Origin of the sequence: Pelagibacterium flavum (assembly GCF_025854335.1) — a bacterium.
GTDB lineage: Bacteria > Pseudomonadota > Alphaproteobacteria > Rhizobiales > Devosiaceae > Pelagibacterium > Pelagibacterium flavum.
Genome location: NZ_CP107716.1, coordinates 1,492,932 through 1,506,669, shown reverse-complemented (window position 1 = coordinate 1,506,669; position 13,738 = coordinate 1,492,932). Strand labels below are relative to the sequence as shown.

Below are 13,738 nucleotides of genomic sequence, written 5' to 3'. Positions count from 1 at the left end.
CGGGCCGGATCGGCTCTAGGTAATCACACTTGGTGCATCGCGGCCGGTTCGCGCCTTGATCTCGGCAACAACATCGGCCAGTGCGATCAGGTCGGCAAGAGCCTCCTGGGTATCCCTGTCATGCATGCCGTCGCTGGGCTCGAACCGCTCGATGTAAACCCGTAAAGTCGCTCCGACCGTTCCGGTTCCCGAAAGCCGGAACACAATGCGCGATCCGTCGTCGAACCCGATCCGCAGCCCCTGCCCCGTGGCGGTCGAACCATCCACCGGATCATTGTAGGAAAAATCGTCGGCAAGGATCACCTTGCGCCCATCCAGCCCGTTGGCCAGAAGCCCCGGCAGCTTGGTGCGCAGATCCGTCATCAGCGCCTTGGCGTTATCGGCATCGACCTCTTCGTAATCGTGCCGCGAATAATAATTGCGCCCGTAGGTCGCCCAATGCTCGCGCACGATCTCATCGACACCCTGCTTGCGCGCCGCCAGAATGTTGAGCCAGAGCAGCACGGCCCACAGCCCGTCCTTTTCGCGCACATGGTCCGACCCGGTCCCCGCGCTTTCCTCGCCACAGATCGTCACCTGCCCGGCGTCGAGCAGATTGCCGAAGAATTTCCAGCCCGTGGGCGTCTCGTAGAGCTTGATCCCCAGCCGATGGGCCACCCGGTCCGCCGCCGCGCTGGTCGGCATGGACCGCGCAATCCCTGCCAGCCCCCTGGCATATCCGGGCGCCAGATGCGCATTGGCCGCCAGCAGCGCCAGTGAATCCGAAGGCGTCACGAACCGGTTTTTGCCGATGATCAGATTGCGATCCCCGTCGCCATCCGATGCCGCGCCGAAATCGGGCGCATCCGGGCCCATCATCAGATCGTAAAGGTCCTTGGCATAAACCAGGTTCGGGTCGGGATGCCCGCCACCGAAATCGGGCAGCGGGGTGCCGTTCACCACGGTCCCCTCTGCAGCGCCCAGCCGTCCCTCGATGATCGCCCTGGCATAAGGCCCGGTCACCGCATGCATGGCGTCGAACCGCATGGTGAACCCGGCGGCGAACATCGCCGCGATCGCGTCGAAATCGAACAGCGTTTCCATAAGCGCCGCATAGTCGGCCACGGGGTCGATCACCTCGACGCTCATCCCCGCAACGTCATGCACGCCGATCTGCCCCAGATCGATATCGGGCGTATCCACGCTCTTGTATCGGGTGATTTCCAAGGATCGCGCATAGACCGCATCGGTGATCTTTTCAGCCGCCGGCCCGCCATTGGAGGCGTTGTATTTGATGCCGAAATCGCCGTCCGGCCCGCCCGGATTGTGGCTGGCCGACAAGACGAGCCCGCCAAACGCCTTGTAGTGGCGGATGATGTGCGAGGCGGCCGGGGTCGATAAAATCCCCCCCTGCCCGACCATCACCTTGCCGAACCCGTTCGCCGCCGCCATGCGAATGGCGATCTGGATGACGCTGTCGTTGAAATAGCGCCCGTCCCCGCCGATCACCAGCGTCTGCCCTTCCCGGCCCGGCAGGCTATCGAACAGCGACTGGATGAAATTTTCAACGTAGTTGGGTTGCTGGAAATGCGTGACCCGCTTGCGCAGCCCCGATGTCCCCGGCTTCTGATCGGAAAACGGCGTGGTGGCGACAGTCCGGATGCTCATTGGGCTTCCCCCAGAATCTTTTGATAGAGACCGGCATATTTGCCGGCGCTGTTGGTCCAGGAAACGTCGGTCTTCATGCCCTTGCGCTGCATGCGTGACCAGATATCGGGCCGTTGATGCAGCGAGACGGTGCGCGAAATCGCTTCGCCCAGCGCCGGCCCGTCGACCGGGGAAAACTGCACGCCGGTCGCCACGCGCGCTTCCACCGCCGCCTCATTGGCGTCGATCACCGTATCGGCCAGCCCGCCGACCCGGCTGACCAGCGGCACCGCGCCATAACGCAGACCATAAAGCTGGGTCAGCCCGCATGGCTCGAACCGCGAAGGCACCATGAGCACATCGGCTCCGCCCTGCATCAGGTGCGAGAGCGGCTCGTCATAGCCGCGCACGAACCCAACCCGTCCCGGATGGCGCGCCGCCGCATCGCTCATCGCCGCTTCGAGCAGCGCGTCGCCCGACCCCAGCACCGCCAGAGAACCGCCCAGCGAGACCAGCCAATCGACATTTTCGGCAACGATATCGATGCCCTTCTGCCAGGTCAGCCGCGACACCAGCCCGAACAGCGGCCCCTCGCCCGGCTCGATCCCGAAGCGCTCGGCCAGCACCGCGCGGTTCGTGGCGCGCGGCCTTATGTTGGCCGCCGCATAATGGGCCGGCAGTTCAGGATCGGTCTGCGGGTTCCAGGCCGCATCGTCGATCCCGTTGAGAATGCCGTAAAGATCGTGCCCGCGCTCATTGAGCAACCCTTCGAGCCCCATGCCGTATTCCGGCGTGCGGATTTCCCGAGCGTAAGTCGGACTGACCGTGGTGATGGCATGGGCGCAGCGCAGCCCGCCCTTTAAGAACCCAACTCCGCCGTAATACTCGACCCCCGACATATCGAAAGCCTGTGCGGGCAGCCGCAGATGGGGAAAGATATCGGCCCCGAACTGGCCCTGAAAGGCGATGTTGTGGATGGTCACGATCACCCGCGTGTGCGTGTCGCCGCCGAACGCCACATAGGCCGCCGCCATGGCGGCCTGCCAGTCATGGGCGTGGATGATCGAGGGCCGGTAGCCCTCGACCAGCCCCTTGGCCAGCTCCGCCGCCACCCATGAGAGCGCCGCATAACGCTGCCAGTTGTCTGTCCAGTCGGCGCCCGCCTGGTCCACATAAATGCCACCCGTTCGCTCGAACAGGTGCCTTGCATCGAGCACGATCAGATCGAGCCCCGCCACCCGCGCCGCGATCAGTTCGGCGGGCCCGCCGAACAGATCGTCAAACGTTGCGACCGTCCGGCCGCGTTTGATAGCGGCCTTGACCTGCGGATAGCCGGGCACCAGCGTGCGCATGGCGATGTCGTGATCGGCCAGCGCCGCCGGCAGCGCCCCGGCCACATCGGCCAGCCCCCCGGTTTTGACCAGCGGGTAGATTTCGGATGTGACCGAAAGAACGTCCATCATTTCGAAGAAAGATACCGGTTGATCATGGGTTGGGTGATGAGCGTAACGCCGCTTTCGGTGCGGCGGAACCATTTCGCGTCGAATTCAGGGTCCTCTCCGACCACGAGCCCTTCGGGAATTTCCACCCGTGCATCGACCACGACCTTGTTGAGCCGCACCCCGCGCCCGATCGTGCATTGGGGCAGGACCACCGCCTCGTTGAGCTCGGAATAGGAATTGACCCGTGCGCCCGTCCCCAGCAGCGTGCGCCGCAACTGAGCGCCGGAAACGATACAGTCACCCGACACAAGCGAGGAGATCGCATGCCCGCGTCGTCCATCGATATCGTGGACGAATTTGGCGGGCGGCGTGATCTCGGCATGGGTCCAGACCGGCCATTCGCGGTCGTAGAGATCGAGCTGGGGGGTGATGTCGGTCAGATCGATATTGGCTTCCCAATAAGCGTCGATCGTCCCCACATCCTTCCAGTAGGAAACCTGCTCGTACTCGGAGCGCACGCAGGAGCGCGGAAACCGGTGCGCCCATGCGGTGCCCTTGGCAACGATATGAGGGATGATGTCCTTGCCGAAATCGCGGCTCGAGCCTTCCGTCGCAGCGTCGCGGCGCAATTGATCCATCAGGAACTTGGTCTCGAACACGTAAATGCCCATCGAGGCCAGCGAGATGCCTGGCTTGTCGGGAATCGAGGGCGGGTCCTTGGGCTTTTCCATGAACTCGACGATCCGGTCGCGCCCGTCCACATGCATCACCCCGAACGCCGAGGCCTCGCTGGAGGGCACCTCGAGACACCCCACGGTGACGTCCGCGCCGGTATCGACATGCTGGCGCAGCATGATCTCGTAATCCATCTTATAGACGTGGTCGCCGGCCAGGATGACGATGTACTTGGTGTTGTAGTCGTCGATGATATCGATGTTCTGGTAAACCGCGTCCGCCGTGCCCGCATACCACATGTCCTCGGCCACCCGCTGGCTGGCCGGCAGAATGTCGAAGCTCTCGTTACGCTCGGTGCGCAGGAAGTTCCAGCCGCGCTGCAGATGCCGGATCAGGCTGTGCGCCTGATATTGGGTGGCCACCGAAATCCGGCGAATGCCCGAATTGATGGCATTCGATAACGCAAAATCGATAATGCGTGACTTCCCCCCGAAATACACCGCAGGCTTGGCACGTCGGTCCGTCAATTCCATCAGGCGCGTGCCGCGTCCGCCCGCCAGGACATAGGCCATGGCGTCACGCGCAAGCGGCGCAGGGTTCTTCTTGGTGACCATGTTCCTCTCCTTTGTTGCGCCTCCGGCTGGTCCCTCTCCGGCAGCGTTTGCATTCTTTTTCTTTGAGTGCGGTCAGCAAAAGTTGCAGACTTTTCCGGTTCGACCGCACGATCGCCAATTGTTAGCGCCTATCCCGGTTCAAATTGCAGGATGAGGGTCGATAGCGGCGGCAGAACGATCTCTGCGGTTGCCGGATAACCGAACTCGTTTCCTTCGGTTGCATTGACCACACCTTGATTGCCCGTATTGGAACCCGCGTACCAACCCGCATCGGTGTTGATGCGCTCGATCCAGCGCCCCGCCGCGGGCATCGGCAGGCGGTATTTTTCGCGCGGAACCGGTGTCAGATTTGTGATGACCACCACAGGAGCGGCGTCGGGCGCCTTGCGCACCCAGGCGAGCACCGAGTTGGCGTGATCGTTGGCGATGATCCACTCGAACCCCTCGGGCTCGCAATCGCGCCCGTGCAGCGCCGGCAGTTCGCGATAGACGGTGTTGAGATCGGACACGAGACGCCGCACCCCCTCATGCGATGGCGCGTCCAGCAGCCACCAATCGAGCGCCTGAGCCTCGTTCCACTCCTCGCGCTGGGCGAATTCCTGGCCCATGAACAACAGCTTCTTGCCTGGATAGCCCCACATGAAGGCGTAGTAAGCGCGCAGGTTGGCGAACTTCTGCCAGTCGTCGCCCGGCATCTTGGCAAGCAGCGATCCCTTGCCATGCACCACCTCGTCATGGCTGAGGGGCAGGGTAAAATTCTCCGAAAACGCGTAGAGCAGCCCGAAGCTCAGATCGTGGTGGTGGAAGCGGCGATGGATCGGCTCGCGCTGCATGTAGCGCAGCGTGTCGTTCATGAACCCCATGTTCCACTTGAACCCGAACCCCAGCCCCTTGGCGTAGGTCGGCGCGGTTACTCCCGGCCAGCTCGTCGATTCCTCGGCGGCGGTAAAGGTGCCCGGGTGCTGGCCGTAGGTTTCGGCATTGACGCGCTGGAGAAAGGCTATGGCTTCGATGTTCTCGTTGCCGCCATGCTTGTTGGGCACCCATTGGCCCGGCTGGCGCGAATAATCGAGATAGAGCATCGATGCGACCGCATCGACGCGCAGCCCGTCGATGTGGAATTTTTCCAGCCAGTAGAGCGCATTGTTGGTGAGAAAGCTCGAGACTTCCTTGCGCCCGAAATTGTAGATCGCCGTGTTCCAGTCCGGGTGATAGCCCTGACGCGGATCGGCATGCTCATAGAGCGCCGTGCCGTCGAAATTGGCCAGTCCATGCTCATCGGTGGGAAAGTGCGCGGGCACCCAATCGAGAATGATCCCCAACCCGGCATTGTGCGCCGCATCGACGAACCGGGCAAATCCCGCCGGGTCGCCGAACCGCGCGGTGGGCGCGTAAAGCCCCGTCGGCTGATACCCCCAGCTCGGGTCGTAGGGATGCTCGGTGATCGGCAGCAATTCGATGTGGGTAAATCCCATATCGGCGGCATAGGGCACCAATTGCTCGGCAAGCTGGTCATAGCTCAGGAACCCGCCATCGGGCCGCTTGCGCCAGGAGCCAAGATGAACCTCGTAAACGCTCATCGGCTCGCGGCGGTAATCGCGCGATTTGCGCGCTTCCATGTAAGCGTCGTCGGTCCAGGCAAAGGGCGTCGGATCGGCAACCACCGAGGCCGTCCTGGGCCGCAATTCCGATTGCTGCGCGTAGGGGTCGGCCTTGAGCGGCAGCAGGTTTCCCGCCTTGCCGATGATTTCGTATTTGTATTGAGCGCCGGGCTGAACACCGGGCAGGAATATCTCCCAGATCCCGATTTCTTTGCGCAGCCGCATGACATGGCGCCGCCCGTCCCAATCGTTGAACGAGCCCACCACCGAAACCCGCTGCGCGTTTGGCGCCCAGACGGCAAAATGGGTGCCCTCCACCCCCTCGAATGTCATGAAATGGGCGCCCATCTTGTCGAACAGGCGCAGATGGGATCCTTCGCCGATGTAATAATCGTCCATCGGGCCAAGCACCGGGCCGAAGGAATAGGGATCGACGACGTCCCACTCTCCCCCTTCATTGCCGGCGTGGTAGATTACGGGCTGAAAACGGTCTATGGCCACACGGCCTTCGAAAAATCCCGCATCGTCCCTTTTTTCGAGCTTTCCCAAGGACTTGCCGTCGAGCGTGCGCACCTCGGTCCATTGGGCGTGGGGCACGAGTGCACGGGCGATCCATTGGCCGTCACTCTCATGTAGCCCCAGGATCGCGAACGGATCATCGTGCTGGCCGTTCACCACGCGCGCGATCTGTTTGGGATCGGCCTGCCAGTCGGACTGCTTTTTCGCCAAGTGTTCTACTCCCCCTCTGATGTCAACGCATCAGCCTCTTGTAATGAACCCGCCGGGGACCCCCCAGTTCCGGCGTCCCGCAGTCAAATCGTCAGATGTGCGGTGCTCCCCAGATGTCATCGGCATATTCGCGGATCGTGCGATCCGAGGAAAACCAGGCCATTCGCGCCGTATTGCGGATCGCCATGGCATTCCAGACCTTGCGGTCATTCCAGAAAGTATCGACCTTGCGCTGGGCCGCGCAGTACGCGTCGAAGTCGCGCGCCACCATGAACCAGTCATGATCGTAAAGCCCGTCCATCAGGCCGCGATAGCGTGCCCGGTCGTCCGGGGAAAACACGCCCGACCCGATGGCCTCGATCACTTCACGCAGCGACTGGCTCGCCTCGATCGTCTCGCGCGGCGAACGGTTCTGAGCCCGAACGTCATCGACCTCATCAGCCGTCATCCCGAAAATCACAATGTTTTCAGGGCCTAACCGCTCACGCATCTCGACATTCGCGCCATCCATCGTCCCGATGGTCAACGCCCCGTTGAGCGCGAACTTCATGTTCCCGGTCCCCGACGCTTCCATGCCGGCAGTCGAAATCTGCTCGGACAGATCGGCAGCCGGAATAATCGTTTCCGCCAGCGACACGTTGTAATTGGGCAGGAACACCACCTTCAAAAGCCCCCGCACCGCCGGGTCGTTGTTGATGACCTTGGCAACGTCGTTGATGAGCTTGATGATGAGCTTGGCGTTCCAGTAACTCGGCGCCGCCTTGCCCGCGAACACCTTGACCCGCGGCACCCAGCGCTTTTCGGGATGGGCGCGGATCATGTTGTACTGCGCTACTGCTTCCATGATGTTGAGCAGCTGGCGCTTGTATTCATGAATGCGCTTGATCTGGATATCAAACAGCGCGTCGGGCGAAACCGTAACGCCCGCCCGCTCCTTGATGAGCGCCGCAAGCCGTTCCTTGTTGCCGCGTTTGACGGCGGCGAACTGATCCTGGAACGATTTGTCCTCGGCATGCACATCGAGCTTGATCAATTGCTCGATATCATCCCGGAATTCGGGCCCGATACGCTCGGAAATCAGCTTGGTCAGTGCAGGATTGCACTGCATCAGCCAGCGGCGTGGCGTGACGCCATTGGTCTTGTTATTGATGCGCTCGGGATAGAGTTTGTGCAGATCGGCAAACACCGTCTGCTTCATCAATTCGGTATGAAGCGCGGAAACGCCGTTGATGGAATGGGACCCGACGAATGCCAATTGCCCCATGCGCAGCCGACGCCCGCCGTTTTCGTCAATCAGCGAGATCGCCGCGATCCGGGAGTCGTCGAGCCCCTTTTCGCGCGCTTCCTCGAGCACCATGGCGTTGATCGCGTAGGCAATCTGCATCTGGCGCGGCAACAGCCGCTCGAGCAGCGCCACGGGCCAGGTTTCCAGCGCCTCGGGCAACAATGTGTGGTTGGTGTAAGAGAAGATGGCCTTGGTCAACTTCCACGCTTCGTTCCAGGCCAGTCCCTGCACGTCCATCAGGATACGCATCATCTCGGCAATCGAAATCGCCGGATGGGTGTCGTTGAGCTGGATGGCCACCTTGTCGGGGAGCGAGCCCAGATCACCATATTGCTGCAGATGGCGGCGCACAATGTCCTGCAGCGAGGCCGAGGAAAAGAAGAACTCCTGCCGCAGCCGCAATTCCTGACCGGCGGGCGTCGAATCGGCGGGATAGAGCACCCGCGTGATGGAAACCGCCTTCGCGCTTTCCTCCAGCGCGCCGATATGATCGCCCGAGTTGAAGCGGTCGAGCAGCAGCGGATCGATCGGCTGGGCGCTCCACAGGCGCAGAGTATTCACCCGCGCGCCGCGCCAACCCACCACCGGCGTATCGAAGGCCACGGCGTTGAGATGCTCGGCCGGATGCCAGACCTGCCGCACGCTGCCGTCAGGCTGGGTGACCGGTTCGACAGAGCCGCCAAACCCGATCTCATAGGCACTTTCGCGCCGCTCGAATTCCCATGGATTGCCGTGCGCAAGCCAGTCCTCGGGCAATTCCACCTGCCAGCCATCGCTCATTTCCTGGCGGAAAAGCCCGTGGACATAGCGGATGCCATAGCCATAAGCGGGAACCTTGACGGTGGACATCGATTCCAGAAAACACGCGGCCAAACGGCCAAGACCGCCATTGCCGAGAGCCGCATCGGGCTCGCGTTCGATCAATTCATCAAGGTCGACATTGAACGAGGCCAGCGCTTCACGCACCGGCTCCATCATGCCCAGATTGGACACGGCATCGCGCATCAGGCGGCCGATCAGAAATTCAAGGCTGAGATAATAGACGCGTTTTTGCGATGTCCGCCACGTGTCGCGCGTCGATTCCATCCACTGATCGATGATCCGGTCGCGAATGGTCAGAATGGTCGCAGTCAACCAGTCCGTTCGGCGCGCGACAATCGGATCCTTACCGACGGCATAGGTCAGCTTTTCGAGGATTTCGTTACGAAGCGTTTCAGCATCGCTGGCCCGCGGCTGAGGGGTGGGGGCGTCGTAAACGATTGGCTTTTGCGGCATATCGCAACCCATGGTTCATGTCTGTTCCTCCCCTCAGAGAAGTTCAGTGTTGCACGAGTTCCGGCCGCTTTCCAGCACCTTTAGCGTCATGGCGTCCATGTGCCTTCAACATGGTTGAACAAATAACGGGCGTCGATGGAACCAGCGGCGGGCCGGCGCGTTTTAGGAAAAGCCGATGGAGGCGCCCCTACCTTCATCGTGCCAAGCCCTGACCCTAAGAGGATTGCTGCCCGGCGATCCTCTTTTTTTGTGCACACGCCGGAACCAATTTGAGCGGCTCGCATTAATGGGTAACGCGAATGCGTTTCCCCCAAGCGCTTTCGCTATCAGAAAGGCCGGGAGCCCAAAAGGCTTCCCGGTCTTTCCTCGTTTTGAGGCGCGTTTCCAAAAGACTTTGTGATCAGGTGATGTGGTTGCCGTCGATACGCAAGGCGTAATCCACGCGGCCGCCGTTGACGGCAAGCTCGCCCATCCCGTCGACAGCCAGCGGCACCACGCTTTCGAGAAATTTGCGGGTCAGAGGTTCAACCTCGTGCGCCGTCGATCCGGCACCCAGCCGTTCGGTCCATTTGACAATCAGATTGCGCCCACCATCGGAACGCGGCTCCACGCTGAAAGCCACGTGAATGGCGCCGTCGCCCGGATACAATTGGCCATTTCGCACGGCATTTGAGGCAAGCTCGTGAATTGCGAGGCCGACATAGAGAGCCGCGTTGGGCGAAACAACCAGGTCATCACCCTTGAGCTCCACCGGAAGCGCATTGTCGCGATGAAACAGCGCGATCTGGCGCGATATCAGATCGCTCAGCAGCGCCCCCTGCCAGTCCCGATCAGTAATGAGATCCTGGGCTCGGGCGATAGCCTGGAGCCGACCGGAAAACGCTGTAACGAAAGCGGGAACGCTGGTCGCGCTGCGGGCTGTCTGGGAGGCGAGCGACAAGACAATCGCCAGCAGATTGCGTGAGCGATGGCTGACCTCGCGCAACAGGTTCTTGAGCTGGACCTCGCGGCGCTTTTGGGCGCTGACGTCTATGATTGTGGAATAGACCCCCATGGCCAGGCCGGAAGGGTCGAGGTCGGGATCGATCCAGATGTCGAACCAGCGCACCTCGCCGCCAATATTCACGGGCAATTCGAAGCGTTGCGGCTCCCGGGTCTCGATAACATGAAGTTTGGTGACACGCAGACGCTCGGCGGCCAACCGGGGCAGAAAATCGGCATCGGTATATCCCAGCACATCGTTCAACTCGATGCCGGCGGGAAGGTTTTCCGCCCACTCATAGCGCAGATCGCGGTTCTGATAACTTAGCGACACCGGCGTTCGACTGAGGGCGCGCATGGCGAACGCGAAGCGGCGAGAGCTTTCATAGGTGCCCTCTCCTGACTTTCCGTTGTCCTGGCCCTTCATAGACGATGCATGTTTGTCCGAGTGTTCCACAAGCCCCACTTAAACCACCCCGGCGGGTGGCCCGATCTTTGCCCCGGCACGGGGCGGCTAACGTGCTCGCCGACCCCAACCTATGACGAGACCAATAACCATTGCGATGAGAAATACAAAGAACAGAATCTGCGCGATCGAAGATGCTGCCCCAGCGATCCCGCCAAATCCGAGAACGCCGGCAATGATAGCTATTACAAGAAATGCAAGTGCCCAACCGAGCATGGACCGTACTCCCATAAATACTGAACTTTTGGGAGAACGAACCGGGGCGCCGGGTGGTTCCGGCGCCTCACCGATTTAGGCCGCCTGTTCCATTTGTTCGGAAAAGAACAGCACCTGGCTGACCAGTGCTTTGACCATGTCGGGCTGGAAGGGTTTGGTGACCAGGAAAGCCGGTTCCGGACGTTCACCCGTCAGGAGCCGTTCTGGAAACGCCGTAATGAAGATGACCGGCACGCTGGCCGAGCGCAGCATATCGTTGACGGCATCAATGCCCGAGCTTCCATCGGCCAACTGAATATCGGCAAGGACCAGGCCGGGACGGCGCTGATTGAAAAGCTCCAAGGCTTCCTTGTGGGTCCGCGCGACGCCAGTCACCGAATGGCCCAGCGCTTCGACCATTTGCTCGATATCCATAGCAATCAGCGGTTCATCTTCAATGATGAGGACGGTCGTCGCCACCTGGCGAGCCATTTCCGTCGAAGCCGTCTCGATGAGGTCGGCAAACTCAACCTCGGTCACACCGAGAATTTCCGCGCCTTCCGCATTTGAAAACCGCTCGACCGCCATCAGAAGGAACGCCTGGCGCGGCAAGGGCGCGATTGCGCGTAGGCTCCTGCGCGCCTGCTCTTCCCATGCATGAGCGGCTGGCGGCAGGTCAGCAAGATTGATATCGACCGATTTCCAGAGCTGGGAAAAGACTTTGTAAAGAGCGACCTTTGAGTCCAGGTCGGACGGAAAAATCGACCTGTCGGCAACTAGAGCCTCTAGCGTGGCCGACACATAGGCGTCGCCGCTCGACTGGCTACCGGTCAACGACCGCGCAAAACGCCTCAGATACGGAATGTGCGGCGCAATCAACTCAGCAAGATTCATAAATATAGCTCCCTCGCATAGTCGTCTCGCTTGACGCGCAAGCAGCGACAATGGACCGATAACGGGGCCTTTGACAAAAAGTTCCGCAACGATGGAACTTTTTTTGACTCCTGGCGTTTCCGGAGCCAACAAGAAGTCGCTTTGTGGGGTAAACGTGACGCAACTCAGCAGTAAGATCATGACCAGTGAAGATCAGGACGAAAAGGTCCGTGAGGGCGAAGACAAGCCGAGCCTGGGGGCCGATTCCCAGGCCTTCATTGGGCTCAAGCTACGCGAACTCTACGACGATGTCGTCGCAGAGCCGGTTCCCGATCGTCTGCTTGAGCTACTTGGCAAGCTCGGAGACGATGACAAGCCCAAGTCCGAATAGGAGGCGGCCATGTCAGATACATACGATTTCCGCGCCGAACTTCTCGCCGTAATTCCCAATTTGCGTGCCTTTGCCATGTCGCTTGTCGGCGCAGCCGACAAGGCCGACGATCTGGTGCAGGAGACTCTGGTGCGCGCCTGGGACAAGCGATCGTCATTCACGCCCGGCACCAATCTCAAGGGCTGGCTCTTTACCATTCTGCGCAACGAGTTCTACAGCCAGATGCGCAAGCGCAAGCGCGAAGTATCCGATCCAGAAGGCGCAATGGCCGAAAAGCTGTCGAGCCATCCCGAACAGGTCGGTCGGCTCGATATGGAAGATTTCAAAAAGGCCGTGAACCAACTCCCCGAAGATCAGCGCGAAGCCCTGATCCTGGTTGGCGCGTCGGGCTTTTCCTACGAAGAAGCTGCCGAAATCTGCGATTGCGCCGTAGGCACAATCAAAAGCCGCGTCAGCCGCGCCCGCACACAATTGGCAACCATTCTCAAGCTCGAGGGTGATGGAGAGTTCGGTCCCGACGCCGTCGCGGTCGGGGTAATGAACCTCACCTCCCCCAACGCAGCCTGAAAACGGCGCAAACCGCCTAAATTCGGGGGGTTCCGGGCGATGAGCCCGGAACCTCTTTTTTGTTCCCGCGTTAGGGTTGCGAGTGCAACTCCAACATGGGAGGCCGATCATGGCCCGAGCCGCAACAACCGCCCGCACAGCAAAGACCGATAGTGACGATCCTGCAAAAGATCTGGACGCTGAAATCGCAGCCCTGCGCGAAGACGTGGCCGCGATTACCGCGACCCTTGGCGATGTCGTCAAATACCGCACCGGTGAAGCCAAGACCGAAGCCCGCCGGCTCCGCAAATCCGCTGAACGCAAGGGCGAAGAAACGCTGGAGCAGGTCCAGGACAGTTTCGAGGCCGCGGAGGGCGAACTAAAGACGATGATCCGCGAAAAGCCGATCTCGTCGGTGCTGATCGCGGCCGGCATCGGCTACGTTCTTTCCAAAATTCTTTAAGGAGCGGCGCCATGGCGCTGACCGCACCTTTCGCCGCTGTAACCGGCCGCGTTAGTTCGACTGCCCGATCCATGGGTCAGTCGGTTGCAGTGTATGCTGTAATCGCACTGATCGGCCTTGTTGGCATCGGCTTTCTCATTTCGGCGCTCTACATCTGGCTGGCCCAAGAAACCAGCCCGCTGGGCGCTGCCCTGCTTATGGGCGCGGGCTTTATCGCAATCGCCGGCATTTCGCTGGCTATCGTGGTGGCGCGCAACAACCGAAAGAAGGAGGAACGCCGCCGTGACGCAGCCAATACCGCAATGATGGCCTCTACTGTTTCGCTCGCATCGGCCGGATTGCGGATCGCGTCGCGCGCCAAGGGTCCCCTGTTCTGGCCAGCGGTGGCTGCTATCGCTATTGGCTGGTATTTCGGGACATCGGGCGGCGATCACGACGACGATTAGAGCGTATCGCATCAAGGAGAAGGCCGGTCTCAGCGACCGGCCTTTTTTGTATCTTTACCCTTCAGCGATCATTGGCAAGGCATTGGGCTTGCACAGCTTGTCGCGCGTCAGATCGGCATCTTTGCGAATC

The 13,738-nt window shown here is 60.8% G+C and carries 12 protein-coding genes; 4 read left to right on the top strand and 8 right to left on the bottom strand.

Annotated elements, in window-relative coordinates:
- Positions 1-15 precede the first annotated feature (15 nt).
- The 8 genes from OF122_RS07475 to OF122_RS07440 all read right to left on the bottom strand — a co-directional run bounded on the left by OF122_RS07475 (position 16) and on the right by OF122_RS07440 (position 11,783).
- Positions 16-1,647 (bottom strand): alpha-D-glucose phosphate-specific phosphoglucomutase, encoded by a 1,632-nt coding sequence (locus tag OF122_RS07475; protein WP_264227146.1) that lies wholly within the window; start codon positions 1,645-1,647, stop codon positions 16-18.
- Positions 1,644-3,086, bottom strand: coding sequence for a glycogen synthase GlgA (glgA, locus tag OF122_RS07470; RefSeq protein WP_264227630.1), 1,443 nt, complete (start codon positions 3,084-3,086; stop codon positions 1,644-1,646). The genes OF122_RS07475 and glgA overlap by 4 nt, the downstream gene beginning before the upstream one ends.
- Complete coding sequence (gene glgC, locus OF122_RS07465) at positions 3,086-4,357, bottom strand: glucose-1-phosphate adenylyltransferase (protein ID WP_264227145.1); 1,272 nt, start codon at positions 4,355-4,357, stop codon at positions 3,086-3,088. The genes glgA and glgC overlap by 1 nt, the downstream gene beginning before the upstream one ends.
- A 128-nt stretch (positions 4,358-4,485) precedes the next feature.
- Positions 4,486-6,687 (bottom strand): 1,4-alpha-glucan branching protein GlgB, encoded by a 2,202-nt coding sequence (gene glgB / locus OF122_RS07460; protein WP_264227144.1) that lies wholly within the window; start codon positions 6,685-6,687, stop codon positions 4,486-4,488.
- Positions 6,688-6,778: 91 nt separating this feature from the next.
- A complete protein-coding gene (locus OF122_RS07455; RefSeq protein WP_264227143.1) occupies positions 6,779-9,247 on the bottom strand; it encodes a glycogen/starch/alpha-glucan phosphorylase in 2,469 nt (822 codons plus the stop codon).
- A 400-nt stretch (positions 9,248-9,647) separates the two neighbouring features.
- Positions 9,648-10,655 carry a sensor histidine kinase gene (locus tag OF122_RS07450; protein WP_264227142.1) on the bottom strand — a complete coding sequence of 336 codons (1,008 nt, stop codon included), beginning with the start codon at positions 10,653-10,655 and terminating at the stop codon, positions 9,648-9,650.
- Positions 10,656-10,742: 87 nt separating this feature from the next.
- Complete coding sequence (locus OF122_RS07445) at positions 10,743-10,910, bottom strand: DUF1328 domain-containing protein (protein WP_264227141.1); 168 nt, start codon at positions 10,908-10,910, stop codon at positions 10,743-10,745.
- 75 nt (positions 10,911-10,985) lie between these two features.
- Complete coding sequence (locus OF122_RS07440) at positions 10,986-11,783, bottom strand: response regulator (RefSeq protein ID WP_264227140.1); 798 nt, start codon at positions 11,781-11,783, stop codon at positions 10,986-10,988.
- Positions 11,784-11,961: 178 nt separating this feature from the next.
- On the opposite strand from OF122_RS07440, the gene OF122_RS07435 reads away from it, so the two are divergent.
- The 4 genes from OF122_RS07435 to OF122_RS07420 all read left to right on the top strand — a co-directional run bounded on the left by OF122_RS07435 (position 11,962) and on the right by OF122_RS07420 (position 13,608).
- Positions 11,962-12,153: a NepR family anti-sigma factor gene (locus OF122_RS07435; protein ID WP_264227139.1), complete on the top strand. Its 192-nt coding sequence runs from the start codon at positions 11,962-11,964 to the stop codon at positions 12,151-12,153.
- Positions 12,154-12,162: 9 nt separating this feature from the next.
- Entirely contained in the window at positions 12,163-12,720 is a 558-nt protein-coding gene (locus OF122_RS07430; RefSeq protein WP_264227138.1) for a sigma-70 family RNA polymerase sigma factor, read from the top strand.
- A 109-nt stretch (positions 12,721-12,829) separates the two neighbouring features.
- A complete protein-coding gene (locus tag OF122_RS07425; RefSeq protein WP_264227137.1) occupies positions 12,830-13,162 on the top strand; it encodes a DUF883 family protein in 333 nt (110 codons plus the stop codon).
- 11 nt (positions 13,163-13,173) lie between these two features.
- On the top strand, positions 13,174-13,608 hold the full coding sequence (locus tag OF122_RS07420; protein WP_264227136.1) for a phage holin family protein: 435 nt from the start codon (positions 13,174-13,176) through the stop codon (positions 13,606-13,608).
- The last annotated feature ends 130 nt before the right edge of the window (positions 13,609-13,738 follow it).